The following is a 22,632-nucleotide window of genomic DNA, read 5'->3' as shown; positions in this document are numbered from 1 at the left end:
TCTTGTGCTGTCTTGTGCTGTCTGGTGCTGTCTGGTGCGGCCGTGCTGGTCCCGCATGTACTGCTGGTGCTGCTGGTCGTCGTCTTCCGGCTGGTCAGCGCCGGGAGCGGGACCGTCTCAGGGCGCCGCGCAGCCCTCCGTCCTGCACGGTGCCCTGTTGCCGATCGCCGTCGGCCGGGGCGTCCTGGTCGGCGGGGCCGCCGGCCGGGGCCTGGCTGTCCTCGGCGGCAGCGGCCTGCGGGGCCATCCGTACGAGCCTGGTCTCGCAGTGGTCGAGCCAGCGCGCCTCCGCCTCGGCCTGGAAGATCAGCTGGTCGAGGACCAACTGCCAGGCCACGTCGTCCGGATCGAACTCCCCCGGTCTGCGGGACGCCGCCTCCAGCGCCTGGCCCTTCAACCGCGTGTAGTCCTGCATCGCCCGGATGGTGTGGGTGCGCTGAGCCTGGATGACCGCGCGCACGTCCACCTCGGGCGAGCCCACCGCCATCGCGAGCTTGATCGCCAGCTCGTTCCGCGGCGGGTTGGCCCGGTCGACAGGGGTGGCGAACCACTGCTTCAGCTCGTCCCTGCCGTCCTCGGTGATGGCGTAGAGGGCGTGGCCCCCTTCGTCCTCGCCCGCGGGGACGACCAGGCCGTCCCGCTCCAGCCGGGCGACGGTCGTGTACACCTGCCCGACGTTGAGCGGCCAGGTGGAACCGGTACGCGTCTCGAACTCGGTGCGCAGCTGGTAGCCGTAGCGCGGACCCCGTTCGAGGAGGGCCAGCAGGCCGTGACGGATCGACATACTCAGTATGTATACCCAGTAAGGTCGGAGCAGGCAAGCCCGATCGGCGGGCTCGCCGGGGACTTCACTCGAACGGGTGAGCGAATCCCTCAGGGGGTTCGAGACGGCTCGCGGCAGGCAATCATGGAGGAGAGCAGTCACACACAGTCACGAACGGCGGAGGCGCAGACCGATGAATCCCAGACCCAGACCCAGACCCGTCAGCAGCATTCCCACGCCGAGCGGGAGCACCCTGCGTACCCGCGCGGGCGCGTAGGAGGGGTCGGACGGCTCCTGCCGCCCCACCCCCGAGGCGGTGGGCGCGGGCGGGGCCGATGCGGGTCCCTGCTCCTGCGCCCCGGGCACGAGCGACGGTGCCCGGTCGGTGTCGTACGAGCGGCCGTAGTGGCGTACGGGGTGCCGCTGTTCGTAGGGCATGCCGGGATGGACGGGAGGACGGGGTTCGATGGGTGCAGCAGCTGCGGGCGGTGCGATCAGTGCTGCCGCGAGGACGGCGGGGGCGGCGATGCGGGCCGCGGTGGACCGGCTCCGCCGGGCGGGGTGTGCCGCGGTCCGCAGTCCGGCCCACCTGCCCTTCGCCCACCGCACGCGCGTCGCCTCTCCGCCGGACTCTCGGTGCTCCCAGCGTCACACGAAGCGGCATGTCCGGCATCCCGGCCCGAGCGGTGCGGCAGCACAGCGTCCGAGGTCAGAGGGTCAGCAGGATCTTGCCGATGTGCTCGCTGCTCTCCATGAGGCGGTGGGCGTCGGCGGCGTCGCCCAGCGGCAGCGCCCGGTCGACGATGGGGCGCACCGCACCGGCCTCGACGAGCGGCCAGACGTGTTCCGCGACGGCGGCGATGATCGCCGCCTTCTCCTCCGCGGGCCTGGCCCGCAGGCTGGTCGCCACGACCGCGGCACGCTTGGCGAGCAGTTTGCCGAGGTTGAGTTCGGCCTTCACCCCGCCCTGCATGCCGATGACGACGAGCCGGCCGTTGACGGCAAGGGCGTCGACGTTGCGGTCCAGGTAGGCGGCGCCCACCACGTCGAGGATGACGTCGGCGCCGCCGCTGCCCACTTCCGCCACGAAGTCCTGCTCGCGGTAGTTGACCAGGACGTCGGCGCCCAGGTCGCGGCAGGCGGCCAGCTTCCGCTCGCTGCCCGCGGTCGTGACGACCTTCGCACCGACCGCCTTGCCCAGCTGGATCGCCATGGTCCCGATGCCGCTGGACCCGCCGTGCACCAGCAGCGTCTCGCCCGGCCGCAGATGGGCGACTTGGAAGACGTTGGACCACACGGTCGCCGTGACCTCGGGCAGTGCCGCCGCCGTCACGAGGTCGACGCCCTTGGGGACGCGCAGCAGTTGGCCGACGGGGACGGCGACCTTCTCCGCGTAGCCGCCGCCGGACAGCAGGGCGCAGACCTCGGCGCCGACCTCCCAGCCGCTGACGCCGGGGCCGAGGGCGGCGATCCGCCCGGAGCACTCGAGGCCGGGATAGGGGGAGGCGCCGGGCGGCGGGTCGTAGAAGCCCATCCGCTGGAGGACGTCGGCGCGGTTCACGGCCGAGGCGGCGACCTCGACCAGCACTTCACCCGCGGACGGCACGGGATCGGGGACGTCCGCCAGGACCAGGGCGTCGGGGCCGCCGGGTTCGGCAATCGTGATCGCACGCATGGCACGACCCTAAGGGACGCGCCGGTGCCCCGCCCGGTCCCCCGGCGGGGCCGGGGGCGGGCGGGGCACCGAGGGGTGCGGTCAGCTCTCGACGGGCACCGGGGCGAGCGTGGCGCGGAAGTGACGCAGGATCGGCGACTGCTCGACGATGCGGAAGCCGTGGACGCTGTCGGCCCGCTTGGCGATCCTCGCCAGGGTGTCGCCGACGTGGTCGTAGTGGCTCCGCGTGTAGACCCGGCGCGGCAGCGCGAGCCGGACCAGCTCGTAGGGCGCGCTCTTGACCGGGTTGCCCTGCTCGTCCTCCTCGCCCAGGTAGAGGGAGCCCAGTTCCGCCGACCTGATGCCGCCCTCCAGGTAGAGCTGGCAGGCGAGGGCGTGGCCGGGGAAGTGGTGCGGCGGTATGTGCGGCAGCAGGCGGCCGGCGTTGAGGTAGAGGGCGTGCATCCCGGGCGGCTCGATGATGTCGACCCCGGCGGCGCGCACCCGCTGGGCGAGGTGGGCGGCCACGTCGGCCCGCTCCGCGAGGTAGGCGGGCTCTGTGACCTCGGTCAGGCCCTGCGCCATCATGTCGAGGTCGCGGCCGGCCAGGCCGCCGTAGGTCGCGAAGCCCTCGGTGGCGATGAGCAGCAGTTCGCAGCGCTGGGCGAGCTCGGGGTCGTTGAGCCCGATGAAGCCGCCGATGTGGACGATGGCGTCCTTCTTGGCGCTCATCATGCAGCCGTCGGCCAGCCGGAAGGCCTCCTCCGCGACCTGCCGGGGGGTGCGGTCGCGGTAGGCGGCTTCGTGCCGGGTCACCAGCCAGGCGTTCTCCGCGAAGCGGGCGGCGTCCAGGAAGAAGGGGACGCCGTACCGGCGGCACAGGGCGGAGGTCCGCTTGAGGTTGTCCATCGAGACGGGCTGCCCGCCGCCGCCGTTGTTGGTGATCGTCATGACGACCATGGCGACCCGGGAGCCGTCGGGGCCTGCGAGCGTCGCGGCCAGCGCGTCCAGGTCGATGTTCCCCTTGAAGGGCGCGGGGCTGTCGAGGTTGCGCGCCTCGGCGCAGGGCAGGTCGCGGGCCTCGGCGCCGGCCAGCTCCACGTTCGCCCGGGTGGTGTCGAAGTGGGTGTTGGCCAGGACGATCCGGCCGGGCTCCAGCAGGGTGCTGAAGAGGATGCGCTCTGCGGCGCGTCCCTGGTGGGCGGGCAGGATGTGCGCGTAGCCGGTCAGCTCGGTGACCGCCTCGTGGAAGCGGTAGAAGGAGCGGGAGCCCGAGTAGGACTCGTCACCCGCCATGCCGGCGGCGAGTTGGGCGGCCGACAGCGCACCGGTGCCGGAGTCGGTGAGCAGGTCGATGGTCACCTCCTCGGCCCGCAGGTCGAAGAGGTTGTAGTGCACCCGTTTCAGCGCCTCCTCGCGCTGCTGCCGGGTCGGCTGCGGGATCGGCTCGACGACCTTGATCCTGTACGGCTCCATGCTGACCGTGCTCCTGTCTTCCCTTGGTGCGGTCTCTCGCGGAGAAAGTGCTCAGCGCTCGGCCCCGTGCGCCGACCGGGCCGGCAGCACGTCGCGGGGCGGCTGTACCTGGTACGCCTCGGAGGAGACGTAGACGGTCACCCGCGGCGGATGGCCTCGCTGGTGGACCAGCGACACATAGGCGATGAGTCCGGGGCCGGCGTCCAGCCGGCGCGGGGTGACCGCGGCGAGCGCCCGGTCGAGGGCGGCGCTGTCCATGCCGTGGCTGCGCAGCACGGCGGCGGCGCGGTCGCGGGCCTGGCCGTCGTGCCGGACGTAGGCACGTACGGGCACGTGCACGGTGTAGCCGCTGGGCAGGCCGGTTGCGGTCTCGGTGAAGGAGTGGCAGGTCAGGGTGCGGCGCCTGAAGGGGAGTTCGCCGTCCTCCTCGGCGGTGTAGCCGCCTGCGGTGCGGACGAATCCTGCCATCTGCTCGCGGCCCCCGGCGGGCGTCATGGCGGGAATCGAGCCGGCCTCGTCGGCGGTGAGGCCGTGGTGGGTGAGGTAGATCTTCACCCGGGGTGCCTTCCAGTCGCCGAGGTCCAGGCCGACGAAGAGCATGTCGTCGGCTTCCGGGAGGGCGGCGAAGGCCCTGCGGTGGCCGAGCCTGGCCAGCGCTTCCTGCACGGTCTCGGCGGAGCGGTCCCGGCCGTTGGCCGCCGGGTTGAGATAGATCTTGACCTTCGGGACACCGCCGGGCCGCAGCTCCAGTGCGCACCACAGGGCCAGCGGTCCTTCGGCGGACGCGGGGAAGAAGAGGTCTTCGAGCCGGTCGAGGTGGTCGGTGTCGAAGCGCCAGCGCTCGGCCATGTCGCGGACGGCTCGCAGCCCGGCGCGGCCGTTCTCGGCCATGTCCTCGCTGCCGCAGCCCGGTTCGAACAGCACGCGCAGCGTGGGGGCCGAGCCCGGCAGGAAGGCCAGGGAGTACTCGACCGGGGTGTGGTCGTCGGACAGGAAGCTCCGGGAGGGCGGCGGAAGCAGCAACGACCGGTCGGCGACCGGTCCCAGACTGCCCGTCAGCAGTGCCGCGTAGGTCTCGGCGTCGGCTCTGTCCAGCGCGGCCACGTCGCACAGCCGGGTCAGCTGCCCGCCGACGAGGTCGCCCAGCCGCCCGCCGTGCAGCAGTGGTCCCGCGCGGCCGGTGATCTCCGCTGCCTCCGGGATCCGGCTCCTCACCGGACCCCCCGCACCGCGGCGCGGAAAGCCGGATTGCCCGGCCTACGGGCGTGCGGATACCCGCCCCGAAGGGCGGGTATGAAATCACGAGTTCGTGCTGCCGCGCCTATCAGTAAAATGTCCGAATTGGCGGAGAAATGGCGTAGTCGCGATGCTGGGGGAACCGCGGAACGTCTGTGGACGGGTGGTGCGCCGAGGGGGGCGACATGCACCACGACAGCTCCTTATGGTTTTTTGGCCAACGCGAATTTCGCCCCGTTGACTACCCGTCCCACCTGACGGTCATGCAGTCCTCTGGCATATTCCAAGTGTGACCTGGGTCACACTTTCCACCAGGCGAGGAACGAACTCCACAAGCCGCCCTTCTCCTGCTTCCCCTGGGGTCGGGCCTGCTGGGTGGCCGGCTGGGGCTGCTGCTTCTCCTGTGCTGCCTGCACCCGCTCGGTGCGCACCGGGGTGAACCGCGCGGGCAGCGCGGCCAGCGCCCGGTTGAAGGGGCCGGGGCGCCAGGTGAGGCTGTCCTCGGGCACCGCGAGCTCGATGTCGGGCAGCCGGTTGAGCAGGTTCTCGATGGCCGCGACCGTGATGAGCTGGGCGGGGTCCTTGGCGGGGCAGCCGTGCGGACCCGTGCTCCAGGCCAGGTGGGCGCGCTTGCTGAGCAGCTGGCGGGACCCCGAGAAGGAGGGGTCCTGGTTGGCCGCGGCGAAGCTGACCAGAACCAGGTCACCCGCGTTCAGGCGGGTCCCGGCGAAGTCGACGTCGGCCACCGGGTAGTGGGGCGCGTAGTTCGACATGGGCGGGTTGTTCCACAGCACCTCGTCGATGGCGTCCTCGACCAGCAGACCGCCGCCCGAATAGCGCTCGTCGGAAAGAATGAGGTAGAGGCCGTTCCCGATAAGGTTGCGCAGCGGCTCCGCACCGGCGCCCAGAAGCAGGACGAGTTGATGCGCCATTTCCTCGTCGGTGAGCTTCGCCGGGTGCTGCATGAGCCAGGACGTGACATCGTCTCCCGGCTTCGCCCGACGCAGCGCCACGAGTTCCGCTACGCTTTGTGCGAGCACCTCGTTGGCCTTTTCCGCGTTGATGCCGTCGAAAATGCCGTTGATACCGAAGATGACCCGGTCGCCGATGTCGGCGGGGCAGCCGAAGAGTTCGCTGAAGACGAAGAGCGGCAGCAGCTTGGCGTAGTCGTTGAGCAGGTCGACCGAGCCGCGGGAGTTGAACTGCTCGATGAGGTAGCTCGATATGCGGTCGACGTTCCTGTTGAGCTGGTGCGCGTCCACCCTGGCCATGGTGTCCGTCACTGCCTGACGCAGCCTCAGGTGGTCGGAGCCGTCGCTGAACATGCAGTTCGGCCGGTAGGCGAGCAGCGGCACCACCGGGCTCGTCGGACTGATCAACCCATGGTTGAAATCACGCCAGTTGCGCGAGTCCTTGCGGAAGGTGTCCGGATTCTGCAGCAGCTGAAGGGCCGCCAGATAGTCCGTGACGAGCGTCGCGTTCACGCCGGGCGCCAGCTCGACGGGCGCGGTCGCCCCGAAGTTGCGCATCCACTCGTAGTAGGAATTGGGGTCCGCCGCGAACTCAGGCCCGTACATCGGCACCCGCCCATGGGCGGGGCAGCCGGGCGGCGGCGAGGGAACCTCGGATTCGGTGCTCACGTCGTGCTCCTATCGGTACGCGTCTGCAGATACCGGACCAGAGCGATCAACGCGTCGGCGGATGACTTCTGATCTCGGGCGTCACAGGTGACGATGGGGGTTTCGGGCAGCAGATCGAGGGCCTCACGCAGCTCGCTGTCGGGGCGGACCGGTGTGTCGTCGAAGTGGTTGACGGAGATGGCATAGGGAAGTCCGTACTGCTCCACCAGGTCGATGACGGGGAAGGACTCCTTGAGCCGCTCGGGGTCGACCAGGATCAGCGCACCGAGGGCGCCCCTGGTCATGTCCTCCCACACCTGGACGAAGCGCTCCTGTCCCGGTGTTCCGAACAGGTACAGGACCAGCTTGCTACTGAGGGTGATACGTCCGAAGTCCATGGCCACCGTCGTGGTGGTCTTCCCGCGGACTCCCGCGAGGTCGTCGACATGGGCGCCGGCCTGTGTCATCTGCTCCTCGGTGCGCAGCGGAGGAATCTCGGACATGGTGCCGATGAACGTCGTCTTTCCGACTGCGAAGTGCCCCACGACCAGAATCTTGGCCGCGATCTGCACCGCGTCGTCCAGATAGACGCCCTCAGCCGAATCGGGCCTGGAGCCCATTCAGCACCTCCTGGAGGAGTGATACGTCGACAAGTTGGGCGGGTGGCACAGGGGCGCGTACGACGAGGAATCCGTCCGCCGACAGGTCGGACAGCAGGACCTTCACAATGCCGATCGGGAGTTTCATGTGACCGGCGATCTCGGCGACCGAGAGCAGCCCGCCGGAGCACAGGTCGAGAACAGCGCGCTTTTCGGGGTCGAGTTGGCTCGGACGCGGCAGGTCGGACGTGGTGACCAGGGTGATGAGGTTGAACTGGTCGTTGTCCGGCAGCCCTCGCCCGTTCGTGATGACGTACGGGCGCACTAAATCCGCTGACAGTTCTTCGGGCTCCCCTGGTGTGTTCATGCCTGGGTGCCCGTGTTTTCTCGTACCGGACTCGTCAGCGCCTTGCCGAGCTGCCCGACGAGCTGCTGCATCCGGAAGGTGATGGCGCCCATGTCGACGTCGGGCGCGGACGAGACGGCCAGATAGGCACCCGCCCCCGCGGCGATGAGGAAGACCCATCCGCCGTCGAACTCGACCAGCGTCTGCCGCCATTGCATATGGGAGCCGCCGCAGAAACTCGCCATGGTGCGGCTCAGCGACTGGATACCGCTCATGGCAGCGGCGACGGTGTCGGCGTCGTCCTTCCTGATCTCCTGGGACCTTGCCATGAGAAGGCCGTCGGCGGAGATCAGGATGGCATGACGTGCCCCTGGTACCTCCAGGGCGCTGTCAAGCATCCATGACAGGTCGTTGTTCACTGCGGATCGTGCCCTTCCGTGTTTGCGGAGCGCCCGGACTGTGTGCCGAGCTGGAAGGCGGCCATAATCGAGGCAGTTTCCTCTTCCGTTCGGGCCGGGGCACGAGTGGAATCTGCGCTCGGCACGATGGACATCGAGCCTTTTCGACTACGTTTCGGCAGGCCACCTGGGGTGGAAGTGCTCTCTACTGGCGCTGCGGCCTCCGCCGTACGGGAGGGCGTGGGCGCTTCTTCCGGCTCTGGCATGCTGGTCAGAAGCTCCTCGGGAATCAGCACCACCGCGCGGACACCGCCGTACGGGGAGGACGAGTCGACGGAGACGCTGAAGCCGTAACGTGCGGCGAGCACCCCGATGACCGCGAAACCGAACTGCGGCGGATTTCCCAGTGCCGTGATGTCGGTGGGACCCTGCGGCGACAGCAGATGGTCGGCCCGCTTCTTCTCCTCCTCGTTCATACCGACACCGGCATCGTCGATGATGATGCAGACACCCTTGGGCACGGTACGGGTGGTGATGTCGATGGGGGAGTCGGGCGCCGAATAGCTGGTCGCGTTGTCGAGCAGTTCCGCGAGTGCCAGTGCGACCGGCTCCACTGCCCGGCCCGTCATCGCGAAGTTGCTCTGCGAGCGGATCTCGACCCTGGTGTAGTGCCGGATCCTGCCCTTGGCGCTGCGCACCACGTCGTAGACCGAGGCGTCGGCCCGCTGCCTGCCGAGCCACCCGTCGCACAGAACGGCGATCGCCTGGGCACGCCGGCCGAACTGCGAGTTCATGTGGTCGATCTCCAGGAGGTCCTGGAGCACATAGTGCTCGCCGTATTTGCCCTGCGCCTTGGAAATGGCGAGCTGCTGTTCGTTGGCGAGACCCTGCAGCGTACGCATCGCGGATTTCAGCGCACTCTTGGTGGCGTCCTCCGCACGGATCCTTGCCTCATGCACGGAGCTGGCGTAGCTGCTTTCGAGTTCCGTGTAGCGGCTCTCGATTGCCGCCTTTTCCCTGCGTGTCTTGCTTCGGGCTCTGCGCTCGCGGAGTATGACGGTTGCGGCGAGCGGCGTACCAGCGATCAGAGCCCAGAGCGCTGGATCCTGTATGTAATGCGTCATGAGACTCTCTTTAAACGACTAGACGACCGCCAGGGACTGAATGCGGGGTACTGCGCTTTTACGCCCGGATTGTCCCGAGAAGCGACGGTGCCGTAGGGCACCCACGGGGTCCAGGGGCATCACACACGTCCTGTCGGCAGCGGCACCGAGGCGTCGATAAATCGAAACGGCTCCATATGCCCGACTGCGGCATGGTGCTCCTCGGAGTGGTTAACGCTCTCGACCGGATTGCCGTCCGTCTTACTCGCTTTGGCTGGCGCCGACAAGCGGCGTGATCATATCACCACCGATCGATCGTGCGCCGAGCAAGTATCGTTGGCATGTGGCGATATGACGCCTCGTCAGTCGGTCACAGGGTGTCAGATTCGATCGCAGAGGGCAGCCGAAGGCGGTATGTGCCCTTCTCTGCGGCGGGGCCGGTTCAGCCCTGCGGGGCCGCCGCCGGGCCGTCGGTCGAGCGGCGGATCGTGATCAGCCGGTCCCCCGCCCGCAGCGGCGCCGCCTCGGGGTCGTCGTGGTCGAGCATCCTGGCGTCCCGCATCACCGACACCACCAGGTCGCGCACCTCACGCGGCGCCTTGCCCGTCTCGGCCGCGCCGACCGGCCGTTCGATGAGGTCGAGCCCGCTGCCGTACGTGATCAGGTCGTCCATCACCTGCCCCACGCTGGGGCTGAGCACGGACAGCCCGAGCAGCCGGCCCGCGGCGCCCGAGCTGGTGATGACCGCGTCGGCGCCGGACTGGCGCAGCAGCGGCGCGTTCTCCTCCTCGCGGACCGACGCCACGATGTGCGCGTCCGGGTTGAGCTGACGCGCCGTCAGGGTGACCAGGACCGCGGTGTCGTCGCGCTGGGCCGCCACGACGATCTGCCGCGCACGCTGCGCCTCGGCCCGCCGCAGCACGTCGCTGCCGGTCGCGTCGCCGACGACCGCCACGTAGCCCTCGTCGGTCGCGCCGTTCACCACCTTCGGGTTGGGGTCGACGACCACGATCCGCTGCTGCGGCACCCCGCGCCCCAGCAGCGTCCGCGCCGCGGACCGGCCCTTGGTGCCGTACCCCACGATGACCACATGGTCGCGCAACGTTCTCCTCCAACGGGTCAGCCGGAACTGCTCCCTGGTGCGTTCCGTCAGCACTTCGAGCGTGGTGCCGACCAGGATGATCAGGAAGATCACCCGCAGCGGCGTCACAAGGAAGGTGTTGCTCAGCCGCGCGCCCGTGCTGTACGGGACGATGTCGCCGTAGCCGGTCGTCGACAGCGTCACCGTCGCGTAGTAGAGGGAGTCGAGGAAGGACACCGAGTCGTCGGCGTTGTCGTGGTAGCCGCCCCGGTCCGCGTAGACGATCACGACGGTGAGGGCCAGGACCAGCAGTGCCAGCAGCAGGCGCCGGGTGACCTGCATCAGCGGGCCGGCAGCCGGGCGCGGGAAGGCGACCCGGTGCACGCCGGGCCTGTCCGGCGGCAGGTCCTCGGCGGCCACCGGGTCCGGGTGGTCCGCGTGGTCCGCGGGCTGGGCGTCGCCGCCGTCGCCCGGGCTCATGTACCGCTCCCCCACGCCGGCGCCAGTGCCCCGGTGTCCAGCACCGCCGTCTCCTGGCCCGCCTTCGCCCCGCCCGGCGGGATCACCGCCATGCCGTCGGCGGCGGCCAGGCCGCGCAGCATCGCGGGGCCGGTGAAGTGCAGCGGGCGCGCGGCCGACTCGTCGTCGAAGACGACCGGGACCAGCCGGGTGTCCACCGGGTGCCCCTGCACGTCCGCGGTCAGCGGGGCCGCGTAAGGAGCGGGCGCCGGGCGGCCGGCGAGCGCCCGCAGCACGGGCGCGACCAGGGTGAGCACCCCGGAGACGGCCGCGAGCGGATTGCCCGGCAGCCCGGCGAGCAGCCCGCCCGCGGGCAGTTCCGCCAGCAGCATCGGGTGGCCGGGGCGTACCGCGACCCCGTCGACCAGCAGCCGCGCACCGGACTTCGCCAGCACGGGGTGCACATGGTCGACCGGGCCGCCCGCTGTTCCGCCGGTGGTCACCACCAGGTCGGCGGTGCTCGCGGTCACGGCGGCGTGCAGCACCTGGGCGTCGTCGGCCAGCCGCCGCACCGAGGTCACGTCGGCGCCGAGCCCGCGCAGCCAGGACGGCAGCATCGGGCCGAGCGCGTCGCGCACCCTTCCGGCCCGCGGCGGCCCATGGTCGAGCAACTCGTCGCCGAGCACCAGGATCTCCACCCGGGGGCGCAACGTGACGGTCAGTTCGTCGTAGCCCGCGGCCGCGGCCAGGCCGAGCACCGCCGGTGTCACCACCGTGCCCGCGGGCAGCAACTCGTCGCCGCCGCGGCACTCCTGGCCCCTGCGCCGTATCTCCTGCCCCGCCCTGGGCTCCGGGTGCGGGGCCAGGACGTGCAGCCACTCGCCGTCGGTCCTGCGCCGGACGGCGCCGTACTCGCTGCGCAGCACCGCCGTGGTCCCGGGCGGGAGCACGGCCCCGGTGGCGATACGTACGGCGTGGCCGCCGAGCAGCGCCTCGGCCGAACGCCGCTGCCCCGCCAGCACCTGGCCCTTGAGCCGCCACGGGCCGCTGCCCGCCACGGCCCAGCCGTCCATGGCCGAGGAGTCGAACGACGGCAGGTCCGTCAGCGCCACCAGGGAGCGCGCCAGCGCCATGCCCAGCAGGTCCTCGCCGAGCGGCAGCGCCCGCGCGTCGAGCCGCCTGCCGGTCCTGCGCGCGATCCGCCGCGCCTCCGGCCAGGAGACGGCACCCCCGTGCTCGCGGGGACGCTCCTCCTCCTGCTCGTGCGCCAGCGCGACGGCCAGCGGGTCGGTGCCGGGCGGGCGGGGCCGGGAGCCGGACCTGCCGGGGCCGTTGGCCAGCGCGAGGGCGTCGTCGAGCGCCCGGTCCGCCGCGTCGGCTCCCGGACGGCCCTGCTCCCGGGGGCCGTTGCCCGGGCCGTTCATCCGCCCGACTCCTGCGTCCAGCGCAGGGCCAGGTCGGCGGCCTTCCTCGCCGCCTCCCGCACGGCCTCGGGTCCGCCGCCCGCCTGCGCCGCCGCATACCCCACCAGGAAGGTGGTCAGCGGGGCGGCAGGGCGCGCGACCCCGTGCGCCGCGTCACGCGCCAGGTCCAGCAGGACCCCGGTGTCCACGTCGAGGTCGATGCCCAGTTCGGTCTTGGCTGCTGCGATCCATTCGTCCACCACACGCCCATCGTCCCCGATCCCCCCGCCCAAGCCACCCAGGCTCACCCCTCGAACTCCCCCGACCCGCACAAGCGGACGCACGCGGCGGCCGTCGACGTACGCGGCCGGCTTCGTCCACCCGGCCCGACTCCGGACGACGCGGCGACCGTCAGGGCTCCCGGGCCGCCATCCGGCCTGCCCCCACGAGCTGAACGTACGCGGCCGACTTCCGCCCACCGGCTGCCCGTCAGAGCTCCCGGGCTACCGCCCCGCCTGCCCCCACGAGCTGGACGTACGCGGCCGACTTCCGCGCACCCGGCCGCGTACGCGACCGCCCGTCAGGGCTCCTGGGTCCCGGCCAGGCGGGCTCGGGCGGCGGAGACGTCGTCCCATGTGTCGCAGTCGAAGGACGCGTCGCCCGTCGGGTCGGCGATGTGGGTCAGGGCCAGTTCGGCGGTCAGCAGGCGGAGGGGGAGGCCGGTCAGGCCGCCGTGTTCGGCGCCGAGCAGGGCGATCTCGCGGCGCAGCGGCTCCGTCAGGTACGCCGCCGCCAGGGGCTGGTCGCGCCCGCCGGCGTCGGTGAGCAGCACGCCTTCGACGTCGCCGGACAGCGCCGAGGTCAGCGCCGTCACGGTGGGCGCCGTCAGGAAGGGCAGGTCGGCGGCGAGGACGACGACCTGCTCGGCGCCGCCGGGACCGGCCAGCGCGCCGAGGCCCGCGGCGAGCGCGGGCAGCGGGCCGCCGCCGGCCGGCTGCTCCCTGGTCCACCGCACCGGCAGGGCGGTGGGGCGGCGCGGCCCGACGACGACGGTGCGCTCGGCCCCCGCGCAGGCGGCGAGCACCCGGTCGAGCAGCGTCCGGCCGCCGACCGGGAGCGCGGGCTTGTCGGTGCCGCCCAGCCTCCTGGCCGCGCCGCCCGCGAGCACCACCGCGTCGTACCTCGTCGTCATACCCGGAGTATCCCGCGGCCTGGCGGGCCGCGGGACGGGTGCCCGCGGTCACACCGCGGCGAGCAGCACCGCGGGCTGTTCGACGCAGTCCGCCACCAGCCGCAGGAATCCGCCGGCGGTGCCGCCGTCGCAGACCCGGTGGTCGAAGGTGAAGGACAGCTGCACCACCTGCCGTACGGCCAGTTCGCCGTCGTGCACCCACGGCTTGGCCGTGATCCGGCCGACGCCGAGCATGGCCGCTTCGGGGTGGTTGATGATCGGCGTGGAGCCGTCCACGCCGAAGACCCCGTAGTTGTTCAGCGTGAAGGTGCCGCCGGTCAGCTCGGCCGGGGTCAGCGACCCGGTCCTCGCGGCCTCGGTGAGCCTGGCCATCTCCGCGGCGAGCGCGGTCGTGGTCATGGTGTGCGCGTCACGCAGCACCGGCACGACCAGGCCCCTTTCGGTCTGGGCGGCGAAGCCGAGGTGCACGGCCGGCAGCCGGACGATCTCGGAACGCTCGGTGTCCACCCGGGAGTTGAGGTCGGGGTAGCGCGCCAGCGCCGCCGTCACCACCCGGGCGAGCAGTGCGAGCACGGAGATGCGGCGCTCGCCCGAGGCGTTCATCGCGGCCCGGGCGGCTAGCAGTTCCGTGGCGTCGGCGTCCACCCAGCAGGTGGCGTCCGGGATCTCCCGGCGGCTGCGGGTCAGCTTGTCCGCGACGGCCCGGCGGATCCCGCGCAGCGGCACCCGCTCGGCGCCGTCGAGGGTGTCCGCCGGCCCGGCCGGCTCCGCGACCTGCGCGGGGGCGGCGATCGCGCGCTCCACGTCGGAGCGCATGATCAGGCCTTCAGGGCCGCTGCCCGCCAGCCGCCGCAGGTCCAGGCCGTTTTCCCTGGCCAGCCGCCTGACCAGGGGTGAGATGACCGCCACAGGACCTGCGTCGCCGTTGTCGCGGCCGTCGACCGTACGCAGGTCCGTCGGCGCGACCGCCCCGGCGGGAACCGCGTCCGCCACCGCGGGGCCGCCGCTGCCGGGGCTTGTCGCCGCCACACGCCGCCGGCGCCGCCCGGAGGCCGCGCCGGTGCCGTAGCCGACCAGCACATTGCCCGAGCCCTGCCCGTCACCTCCGCCGTCGCCGCCCCGCGCGGGGTGCGTGCTGTCGGCGCCCGAGCCCACGGCCACCGTGACCAGCGGGCGGCCCACCGCGAGGGAGTCGCCCGCCTCGCCGAAGCGCGCGGTCACCACGCCGCCGTAGGGGCACGGCACCTCGACGACGGCCTTGGCCGTCTCCATCTCGACCACCGGCTGGTCGACGGCGACGACCTCGCCGACCTCCACCAGCCAGCGGACGATCTCCGCCTCGGTGAGGCCCTCCCCGAGGTCGGGGAGGGTGAATTCGCGCACGACGGCCATCAGCGCTCCTCCCACTGCAGCCGGCCGACGGCGTCGAGGATGCGGTCGACGCCGGGCAGGTGGTGCCGCTCCAGCATCGGCGGCGGGTAGGGGATGTCGAATCCGGCGACCCGCAGGACGGGCGCCTCCAGGTGGTGGAAGCAGCGCTCGGTGATGCGCGCCGCGATCTCCGCGCCTGCGCCGCCGAAGCCCGACGACTCGTGGACGACGACCGCCCGCCCGGTGGCGCGTACGGCCGCGGCGACGGTCTCCTCGTCGAAGGGCACCAGGCTGCGCAGGTCGACAACGCCCAGGTCCCAGCCCTCCTCCTCGGCCGCCTCCGCCGCCTCCAGGCACACCGGCAGCGAGGGGCCGTAGGTGACCAGCGTCGCCGTGCGCCCGGTCCTGCGCACCGCGGCCCGCCCGATCGGCGGCACCGCGGAGGGCTCCTGGGGCGACCAGTCGGCCTTCGACCAGTACAGCCGCTTGGGTTCGAGGAAGATCACCGGGTCGTCCGAGGCGATGGACGCCCGCAGCAGCCCGTAGGCGTCCTCGACGGTGGCCGGGGTGACCACGTGCAGGCCCGGGGTGTGCAGGTAGTACGCCTCCGAGGAGTCGCTGTGGTGCTCGACGCCGCCGATGCCGCCGCCGTAGGGGATGCGCACGGTGATCGGCAGCGGCAGTGCGCCCCTGGTGCGGTTCCGCATCCGGGCGACATGGCTGACCAGCTGCTCGAAGGCCGGGTAGGCGAAGGCGTCGAACTGCATCTCCACCACGGGCCGCAGCCCGTACATGGCCATGCCGACCGCGGCGCCGAGGATGCCCGCCTCGGCCAGCGGGGTGTCGGTGCAGCGGTCCTCGCCGAAGTCCCTGGTCAGCCCGTCGGTGATGCGGAAGACGCCGCCGAGGGTGCCGACGTCCTCGCCCATGACGTGCACGGCGGGGTCGGCGGCGAGGCTGTCGCGCAGCGCCTGGTTGAGCGCCTGCGCCATGGTCGCCGGTTTGCGGGAGGGGGCTTCGGCCCGGTCGGCGGCGGTGGTGGCCGTGGTCATGACTGCCGCTCCGCTTCCAGTTCCGCGCGCAGCTGCGCCGCCTGCTCGCGCAGCTGCTGTGTCGGCTCGGCATATACGTGCTCGAAAAGCTCCGTCGGGTCGAGCTCGGGGTCCTCGTGCATCCGCTCGCGCAGGTCGGCGGCCATCGCCTCGGCCTCGTCCAGGGCGCGCTGCCTTGCCGCGTCGTCCAGCAGCCCGCGGGCGGTCAGCTCGCGCTCCAGCAGCTCGACGGGGTCGTGCGCGCGCCAGGCGGCGACCTCGGACTCCTCGCGGTAGCGGGTGGCGTCGTCGGCGTTGGTGTGCGCGTCGATGCGGTAGGTGACCGCCTCGACCAGGGTGGGTCCGCCGCCTTCGCGGGCGCGCTCCACCGCTTCGCTGAGGACCTGGTGGACGGCCGCCACGTCGTTGCCGTCGACCAGCCGGCCGGGCATGCCGTAGCCGACCGCCTTGTGGGCGAGGGTCGGGGCCGCGGTCTGCTTGGCGAGCGGGACGGAGATGGCGAAGCCGTTGTTCTGCACCAGGAAGACCACGGGGGCCTGCCAGACGGCGGCGAAGTTGAGCGCCTCGTGGAAGTCGCCCTCGCTGGTGCCGCCGTCGCCGACCATGGCAAGCGCGGCGACGGGGTCGCCGGAGAGCCGGGCCGCGTGGGCCAGGCCCACGGCGTGCGGCAGCTGGGTGGCCAGCGGGGTGCTCAGCGGTGCGATCCGGTGCTCGCGGGGGTCGTAGCCGGTGTGCCAGTCGCCGCGCAGCAGCGTCAGTGCCTCGACCGGGTCGACTCCGCGGGCGACGACGGCAAGGGTGTCGCGGTAGCTGGGAAAGAGCCAGTCGCGGGGGCTCAGCGCGAGGGCGGCGGCGATCTCGCAGGCCTCCTGGCCGGTGCTGGACGGGTAGACGGCGAGCCGGCCCTGCTTGGTCAGGGCGGTGGCCTGCGCGTTGTAGCGGCGGCCGCGGACGAGCTGGCCGTGCAGGCGGCCGAGCAGCGCGGGGTCCAGGTCCGCGGCGGCGGGGGTGCCGAGCAGCCGGTACGGCTCCGGATCGGGCAGCAGCGGAGCGGCGTCGGTGCGAGGCCGCCAGGCAGGGGTGTCCAGCACGGTCATCGCGAGCACCTCCTTGTGGTCGGTGACCTGAATCGATCGGTGGCGAGCGGGTTCCGCTCCCTACCGATTGTTCGGTCGCCGGAGGCATTTTGGCTACGGGGTGGTTCTGCCTGTGGACAAACGGTTCTGCACAGCCTGAGATGGAGCCAGTACGTCCATGGTAGGGAGCTTGCGGGGGATGGCGAGAGAACAGATGGCCGAAGACGAGCCCACGGTCCGACCGCTGGACCCGATAGACCGCACCATCCTGCGGCTGCTGCAGGAGGACGGCAGGGCTTCCATACGCTCGGTGGCCGAGCAGGTGCACGTGTCACGGGCGAACGCCTACGCCCGGATCAACCGCCTCATCGAGGACGGGGTGATCCGGGGTTTCACCGCCCGGGTGGACCACGAGCGGGCGGGGCACGGCGCGTCCGCGTACATCACGCTCAAGATCGTCCAGAACTCCTGGCGGACGGTGCGGGAGAAGCTCGTCACCCTTCCGGGTGTCGTGCACATCGCACTGGTGAGCGGTGACTTCGACGTGCTGCTGCTGGTGCACACCGTGGACAACCGCAGCCTGCGCGAACTGGTCCTGACCCGGCTGCAGTCCATCGAGGAAGTGCTCAGCAGCAGGACGCTGCTGGTCTTCGAGGAGACCGACCTGGTCGTGGGGGACTGACGTCCCCGTCCGGGCCGGCTGCGCCGTCAGCCGCCGCGCTCAGCCGGCCTTAGCCTGATCGGGTGACAGGCCTAGGCCGTGTTTTGGAAGTAGCGCCGTCCGCCCACAGGGCGGGCCCCGCGGCGTCCGGTGCGTGCGATCGCAAGGCGGAGGGTCGTCCTCGTAGTGGGCCTGCTCGGACGACTCCGACAACGCAGCGAGCGTGCGTGCCAGGCGTCGCGGGGCAGGCGGGACCTCCAAAACACGGCCTAGGCCCGCAGGCCGTCGAAAGCCAGACGCAGCACCGCGTCGGCGACCTGCTCCCGGTCGAGCGCCCCCTTCACGGCGGGGCGGTACCACTCGACTATCGAGTTGATCATCCCGAAGAGCAGCCTGGTCGCCAGCCTGACCTCGACGTCCGCCCGCAGGTCGCCGTCCGCGGCGGCCTCCTTGAGCAGCGTCGCCACCCGCTGGTCGAACTCCCGCCTGCGCTCCATCGCCCAGCGCTCGGTCTTGGTGTTCCCGCGGACCCGCAGCAGCAGCGTGACATAGGGGAGTTCGTCCATGAGCACGACGGCGGTCCGCCGGATCACGTACTCCAGCCGCTGCACGGCACGGCCGGTTCCGGCCTCCGGCTGGTCGAGGATGCCGAACAGACCGTCGAGGGCGCGGCCGACCGCCCGGTTGAGGAGTTCCTCCTTGCCGCGCACATGGTGGTAGATCGAGGATTTCGAGATGCCCGCCGCGCGCGAGAGGTCCTCCATGGACGTGCCGTCGTAGCCGCGCTCGTTGAAGACCTCCACGGCCACGGCGAGCAGCGAGTCCGGCGTATAGGTGTCGCGCTTGGTCATGGTCATGAGGAGACCACACCTCCTTCGGCGTCCGCACGCCGCCTCAGCTCCCGGCAGGGTGCATAGCGTCCTGTGGGGGAGTCGCGGTGCAGCGCCTCCAGCAGATCGCGCACATATGTGGCGGAAATCCGCTCGCACCACTCCAGCGGACCCAGCGGATAGCTGACGCCGCGCCGCATCGCGGTGTCGATGTCGCGGGCCGAGGCGACCTGCCGGGCGACCGCGTCGGCCGCCAGGTCCGCCAGCATCGCGACGGTACGGGCCACGATCAGGCCCGGCACCTCCCCGACGACGCTGACGTCCTTGCCCAGCGCCTGGAAGAGCCCCACCGCCTGCTCCACGGCGTCGGCGTGCACCCCGTCGCAGGGGGCCACGGCGACACGGGTGGCGGTGCGGTAGTCCAGGGCCAGGTCGAAGCGGACGCCGGGCGCGGGCATCGGGTGCCCGTCGGCGAGCCGCAGCGGCACCCCGCCGGGCAGCAGGAGCGCGCCGGGGCCGTCCGCCGCCGTCTCGCGGACCTCGATGCCCGACTCCCGCAGCAGCCCGGGCAGCGCCCGCGCGGGGCCGAGGTCGCCGCGCAGCACCACCGACGTCGGGGCGACGGCGGGCGCCGCGGTGTGCGGCGGGAACTCCGGCTTCTGTACGCCGCCGCGGCCCGGCCTGGCGCCGCCCTGGCTGCCCTGGGGATAGCCGAACCAGCCGCGGCCCGACTTGCGGCCGAGCCGGCCCGACTCGACCAGGCGGCGCTGGGCCAGCGAAGGGGTGAACTTCGGGTCGTGGAAGAAGGCCTCCCACACCGACCGCGTGACCGCCTCGTTGACGTCCTGGCCGATCAGGTCCATCAGCTCGAACGGCCCCATGGCGAAGCCGCCGCTCTCCCGCAGCACCGCGTCGACGGTCGCCGGGTCGGCGGCGCGCTCCTCGTACACCCGCAGCGCCTCGGCGTAGAAGGGCCGGGCGATGCGGTTGACGACGAAACCGGGGGTGTCGGTGCAGCGCACCGGCGTCTTGCCCCACGCGGCAGCCGTGTCGTAGGCCGTGGCCACCGCCTCGGCGGAGGTGGCGGCGCCCGCGACCACCTCGACCAGCGGAAGCAGCGGGGCCGGGTTGAAGAAGTGCAGCCCGACCAGGCGGCCCGGCAGCCGCAGCGTGCCCGCGACGGCTGTCACCGGCAGCGAGGAGGTGTTGGTGGCCAGCAGGCAGCCGTCGCCGACGACCGCCTCCAGCTCGGCGAAGAGCGCCTGCTTGGCGGCCAGGTCCTCGACGACGGCCTCCACCACCAGCGAGGCCCCCGCCAGGTCCGCGGTGCCCTCCGCCGGGACCAGCCGGGCCACCGCGTCCTTCAGGTCGCCCGCGCCGAGCCGGCCCTTGGCCACGAGCCGGTCGAGGCGGCCGGCCACCGCCTCGGCGGCGGCCTGCGCCCGGCCGGGCGCCGCGTCGTGCAGCAGCACGCGGTGCCCGGCGAGCAGGGCCACCTGGGCGATGCCCTGGCCCATGGTCCCGGCGCCGACGACGGCCACGGTGCTGGTGCGGTCAAGTGCGCTCACGCTGTCCACGACTCCTTGCCGGTGCCGGCGGTTCCTGGTGGCCCCGCCGCTTCCGCCGGGCCTGGCGGCGGTCCGGCGGAGTTGTCCACAGGCCGGGTTTTCCGCCCTTGTCCCGACCGAACATTCGGTTAATGTAGCTGTGTTCCCTCCACCCAGCCCAGCTCGACGAGGAGTTGGTCCCATTGTCCGCCGATCTCTCCCCCCTGTCCCTGGCCGAGCGCCACCGCGACACCCTCGACCAGGCGCTGGAGACCATAAGGACCCGCGCCTACTGGTCCCCCTACCCCGAGCACCCGAAGGCGTACGGGGACGCCGAGGAGGGCAGGGCCGCCTTCGAGGCGCTGCTCGGCGGGCGCTTCCCCTTCGCCTCCGAGCAGCCGGGTACGGACGGGTGGACCGGCGGCGAGCAGTCGCCGTACGGCATCGAGCTGGGCGTGCAGTATCCGCACCCCGACCCCGACGTGCTGCTGCCCGCGATGCGGGCCGCGATGCCCGCCTGGCGGGACGCGGGACCCGAGGCGCGCGCGATGGTGTGCCTGGAGATCCTGGCGCGGATCAACGCCCGCACCCACGAGTTCGCGCACGCGGTCATGCACACCTCCGGCCAGGCCTTCACGATGGCCTTCCAGGCGGGCGGCCCGCACGCCCAGGACCGCGGCCTGGAAGCGGTGGCGTACGCGTACGCCGAGCAGGTCCGCACCCCCGGCAGCGCCGAGTGGGTCAAGCCGCAGGGCAAGCGGGACCCGCTGGGCCTGCACAAGGCCTTCACCGCGGTGCCGCGCGGCATCGGCCTGGTCATCGGCTGCAACACCTTCCCGACCTGGAACGGCTACCCGGGGCTGTTCGCGTCGCTGGCCACCGGCAATGCCGTGCTGGTCAAGCCGCACCCGCGGGCGGTGCTGCCGCTGGCCATGACCGTCGCGGCGGCCCGCGACGTGCTGGCCGAGGCGGGCTTCTCCCCCGACCTGGTGTGCCTGGCCGTCGACCGGCCGGGCGAGGGGCTGGCCAAGACGCTGGCCGTACGCCCCGAGGTCCGCATCGTCGACTACACCGGCTCGACGGCGTTCGGCGACTGGCTGGAGGCCAACGCCCGCCAGGCGCAGGTCTTCACCGAGAAGGCCGGGGTCAACACGGTGGTCGTGGACTCCACCGACGACTACCGCGGCATGCTCGGCAACCTGGCCTTCTCGCTGTCGCTCTACAGCGGGCAGATGTGCACCACCCCGCAGAATCTGCTGATCCCCCGGGGCGGCATCGGCACCGAGTCCGGGCCGCGGACGTACGACGAGGTGGTCGCCGACCTCGCCGCCGCGGTGGACAAGCTGCTCGGCGACGACGCACGGGCCAACGCGCTGCTCGGGGCGCTGGTCAATCCCGACGTCAAGGCGCGGCTGGAGGCCGCCCCCGGCATGGGCGAGGTCGCGCTCGCCTCCCGTGCGGTGGCCCACCCCGACTTCCCCGACGCCGTCGTCCGCACCCCGGCCCTGGTCAGGCTGGACACCGCCAAGCCGGACGCGGAAGCGGCCCTGATGGCCGAGTGCTTCGGACCGGTCGCCTTCGCCGTGGCAGTGGACTCCACCGACGCGGCGATCAGGCTGCTGGGCAGGACGATCCGCGAGCAGGGCGCCATGACGGTGGGCGGCTACACGACCTCGCCCGAGGTGGAGCGGCAGCTGGTGGAGGTCTGCCAGGAGGAGTGCGCGCAGCTGTCGCTCAACCTGACCGGCGGGGTGTACGTCAACCAGACCGCCGCCTTCTCCGACTTCCACGGCTCGGGCGGCAATCCCGCGGCCAATGCGGCGCTGTGCGACGCGGCCTTCGTCGCGAGCCGCTTCCGGACGGTGGAGGTGCGCAGGCCGGCCTGACCGGTGGGCCGCCCCGCCCGATGGCCGCGCGGGGCGGCACGGTCAGGGGCGTCCCGGCACCAGCGGCGACCGGGAGGTCGCCGACCAGTGGTAGAGCGTCATGCCGACGCTGGTGGCCAGGTTGTAGCTCGACACCTGGGGCCGCATCGGCAGCGACACCAGGGACGTGGCCCGGGCGCGCAGCTCGTCGGACACCCCGTGCCGCTCCGAGCCGAAGACGACCAGCGCGTCGTCGGGCAGCTCGGCGGTACGGATGTCCGCGCCCTCGGGGTCCAGGACGTACAGCGGCCCCGGCGGCAGGTCGTCGGGGGCGGTGCGGTCCACGGCCGTCGCGTAGTGCAGCCCGGCGCCGGCGCGCACCGCGTTGGGGTGCCAGGGGTCGAGGTCGCCGGTGGTGACCACGCCGGTGACCCCGAAACCGGCGGCGAGCCTGACGACGGCGCCGACATTGCCGAGGTTGCGCGGGCGGTCGAGAACCACCACCGGGGCCTGCCTCGGCCGTGCGCCCAGCACGGCGGTGCGGCCCGCGCGGTCGGGGCGGGCGGCGAGCGCGGCCACCCCGGTCGGGTGGACGCGGGCCACCAGCTCGCGCAGCGCGGCGGCCGGGACCTGGGTGACCCGGGACGCCAGGTCCGCGGTCAGGTCGGGCGCCAGGCCGGCGGCCAGCCGCAGCACCGCGTCCTTGTCACTGCTGACCGCGACATGGACGTCGGCGCCGAAGCGCAGCGCGTGCTTGAGGGCGTGGAAGCCGTCGAGCAGCACCGTGTCCGCCGCGGCGGCGTGCTCGTGCCAGCTCAGCACGGCGGACCGCACCCCGGGCAGCCGGAGTGCGGCCTGCTCATCGCTCATGGCGCTTACCCTACGGCGGCGCCGTGCCCCG

At 72.3% G+C, this 22,632-nt stretch carries 20 protein-coding genes and 2 pseudogenes; 2 read left to right on the top strand and 20 right to left on the bottom strand.

Translation table 11 applies throughout. The features are described 5' to 3' along the window. Positions 1-94: 94 nt before the first annotated feature. The 17 genes and pseudogenes from JT723_RS16270 to pdhA form a co-directional block, all read right to left on the bottom strand. Entirely contained in the window at positions 95-784 is a 690-nt protein-coding gene (locus JT723_RS16270; RefSeq protein ID WP_205045331.1) for a PadR family transcriptional regulator, read from the bottom strand. A 147-nt stretch (positions 785-931) separates the two neighbouring features. Then, on the bottom strand, positions 932-1,201 hold the full coding sequence (locus JT723_RS16265) for a hypothetical protein (RefSeq protein WP_205045412.1): 270 nt from the start codon (positions 1,199-1,201) through the stop codon (positions 932-934). Positions 1,202-1,472: 271 nt separating this feature from the next. Next, positions 1,473-2,438, bottom strand: a complete 966-nt coding sequence (locus JT723_RS16260) for an NAD(P)H-quinone oxidoreductase (protein WP_205045330.1) — start codon at positions 2,436-2,438, stop codon at positions 1,473-1,475. A gap of 81 nt (positions 2,439-2,519) precedes the next feature. After that, the gene (locus JT723_RS16255) at positions 2,520-3,893 is read right to left on the bottom strand and encodes a tryptophanase (protein ID WP_205045329.1); all 1,374 of its coding nucleotides are present in this window, start codon (positions 3,891-3,893) and stop codon (positions 2,520-2,522) included. Positions 3,894-3,944: 51 nt separating this feature from the next. Then, entirely contained in the window at positions 3,945-5,108 is a 1,164-nt protein-coding gene (locus JT723_RS16250) for a tryptophan dimethylallyltransferase family protein (RefSeq protein WP_251513312.1), read from the bottom strand. 320 nt (positions 5,109-5,428) lie between these two features. Beyond that, on the bottom strand, positions 5,429-6,769 hold the full coding sequence (locus JT723_RS16245) for a cytochrome P450 (protein ID WP_205045328.1): 1,341 nt from the start codon (positions 6,767-6,769) through the stop codon (positions 5,429-5,431). Continuing rightward, complete coding sequence (locus JT723_RS16240) at positions 6,766-7,368, bottom strand: GTP-binding protein (protein WP_205045327.1); 603 nt, start codon at positions 7,366-7,368, stop codon at positions 6,766-6,768. The genes JT723_RS16245 and JT723_RS16240 overlap by 4 nt, the downstream gene beginning before the upstream one ends. Then, positions 7,343-7,714, bottom strand: a complete 372-nt coding sequence (locus JT723_RS16235; protein ID WP_205045326.1) for a DUF742 domain-containing protein — start codon at positions 7,712-7,714, stop codon at positions 7,343-7,345. Before JT723_RS16235 ends, JT723_RS16240 begins: the two co-directional genes overlap by 26 nt. After that, the gene (locus tag JT723_RS16230; RefSeq protein WP_033175494.1) at positions 7,711-8,112 is read right to left on the bottom strand and encodes a roadblock/LC7 domain-containing protein; all 402 of its coding nucleotides are present in this window, start codon (positions 8,110-8,112) and stop codon (positions 7,711-7,713) included. The genes JT723_RS16235 and JT723_RS16230 overlap by 4 nt, the downstream gene beginning before the upstream one ends. Beyond that, the gene (locus JT723_RS16225) at positions 8,109-9,215 is read right to left on the bottom strand and encodes an ATP-binding protein (protein ID WP_205045325.1); all 1,107 of its coding nucleotides are present in this window, start codon (positions 9,213-9,215) and stop codon (positions 8,109-8,111) included. The genes JT723_RS16230 and JT723_RS16225 overlap by 4 nt, the downstream gene beginning before the upstream one ends. A gap of 421 nt (positions 9,216-9,636) precedes the next feature. Next, entirely contained in the window at positions 9,637-10,755 is a 1,119-nt protein-coding gene (locus JT723_RS16220; RefSeq protein ID WP_205045324.1) for a potassium channel family protein, read from the bottom strand. Next, a complete protein-coding gene (locus tag JT723_RS16215; RefSeq protein ID WP_205045323.1) occupies positions 10,752-12,158 on the bottom strand; it encodes a molybdopterin molybdotransferase MoeA in 1,407 nt (468 codons plus the stop codon). The genes JT723_RS16220 and JT723_RS16215 overlap by 4 nt, the downstream gene beginning before the upstream one ends. Positions 12,159-12,163: 5 nt before the next feature. Further along, positions 12,164-12,406 (bottom strand): annotated as a pseudogene (locus JT723_RS16210) (DUF6457 domain-containing protein); the annotation flags it as partial. Between the two features lie 332 nt (positions 12,407-12,738). After that, a pseudogene (gene mobA, locus JT723_RS16205) lies at positions 12,739-13,329 on the bottom strand (molybdenum cofactor guanylyltransferase); the annotation flags it as partial. A gap of 48 nt (positions 13,330-13,377) precedes the next feature. Further along, the gene (locus JT723_RS16200; RefSeq protein ID WP_205045321.1) at positions 13,378-14,721 is read right to left on the bottom strand and encodes a dihydrolipoamide acetyltransferase family protein; all 1,344 of its coding nucleotides are present in this window, start codon (positions 14,719-14,721) and stop codon (positions 13,378-13,380) included. After that, positions 14,721-15,752, bottom strand: coding sequence for an alpha-ketoacid dehydrogenase subunit beta (locus JT723_RS16195; RefSeq protein ID WP_205045320.1), 1,032 nt, complete (start codon positions 15,750-15,752; stop codon positions 14,721-14,723). The genes JT723_RS16200 and JT723_RS16195 overlap by 1 nt, the downstream gene beginning before the upstream one ends. Further along, entirely contained in the window at positions 15,749-16,849 is a 1,101-nt protein-coding gene (gene pdhA, locus JT723_RS16190) for a pyruvate dehydrogenase (acetyl-transferring) E1 component subunit alpha (RefSeq protein ID WP_205045319.1), read from the bottom strand. The genes JT723_RS16195 and pdhA overlap by 4 nt, the downstream gene beginning before the upstream one ends. A 178-nt stretch (positions 16,850-17,027) precedes the next feature. Between pdhA and JT723_RS16185 the strand changes: the two genes are divergently transcribed. Next, complete coding sequence (locus JT723_RS16185) at positions 17,028-17,510, top strand: Lrp/AsnC family transcriptional regulator (RefSeq protein ID WP_205045318.1); 483 nt, start codon at positions 17,028-17,030, stop codon at positions 17,508-17,510. A gap of 248 nt (positions 17,511-17,758) precedes the next feature. On the opposite strand, the gene JT723_RS16180 is transcribed toward JT723_RS16185, so the two are convergent. Both JT723_RS16180 and JT723_RS16175 read right to left on the bottom strand, forming a co-directional pair. Beyond that, complete coding sequence (locus JT723_RS16180) at positions 17,759-18,346, bottom strand: TetR/AcrR family transcriptional regulator (protein WP_205045317.1); 588 nt, start codon at positions 18,344-18,346, stop codon at positions 17,759-17,761. Then, positions 18,343-19,887, bottom strand: a complete 1,545-nt coding sequence (locus tag JT723_RS16175; RefSeq protein WP_205045316.1) for a 3-hydroxyacyl-CoA dehydrogenase — start codon at positions 19,885-19,887, stop codon at positions 18,343-18,345. The genes JT723_RS16180 and JT723_RS16175 overlap by 4 nt, the downstream gene beginning before the upstream one ends. A gap of 182 nt (positions 19,888-20,069) precedes the next feature. Between JT723_RS16175 and paaN the strand changes: the two genes are divergently transcribed. Next, positions 20,070-21,752 (top strand): phenylacetic acid degradation protein PaaN, encoded by a 1,683-nt coding sequence (paaN, locus tag JT723_RS16170; protein WP_205045315.1) that lies wholly within the window; start codon positions 20,070-20,072, stop codon positions 21,750-21,752. Between the two features lie 42 nt (positions 21,753-21,794). Here the strand turns inward: paaN and JT723_RS16165 are convergent, their stop codons facing one another. Continuing rightward, positions 21,795-22,601 (bottom strand): TrmH family RNA methyltransferase, encoded by an 807-nt coding sequence (locus JT723_RS16165; RefSeq protein WP_205045314.1) that lies wholly within the window; start codon positions 22,599-22,601, stop codon positions 21,795-21,797. Positions 22,602-22,632: the final 31 nt, after the last annotated feature.

This window comes from Actinacidiphila bryophytorum, assembly GCF_016916835.1.
GTDB classification, from domain to species: Bacteria; Actinomycetota; Actinomycetes; order Streptomycetales; family Streptomycetaceae; genus Actinacidiphila; species Actinacidiphila bryophytorum.
The sequence above is the reverse complement of the archived record's forward strand: the minus strand, read 5'-3'. Positions and strand labels throughout refer to the sequence as shown.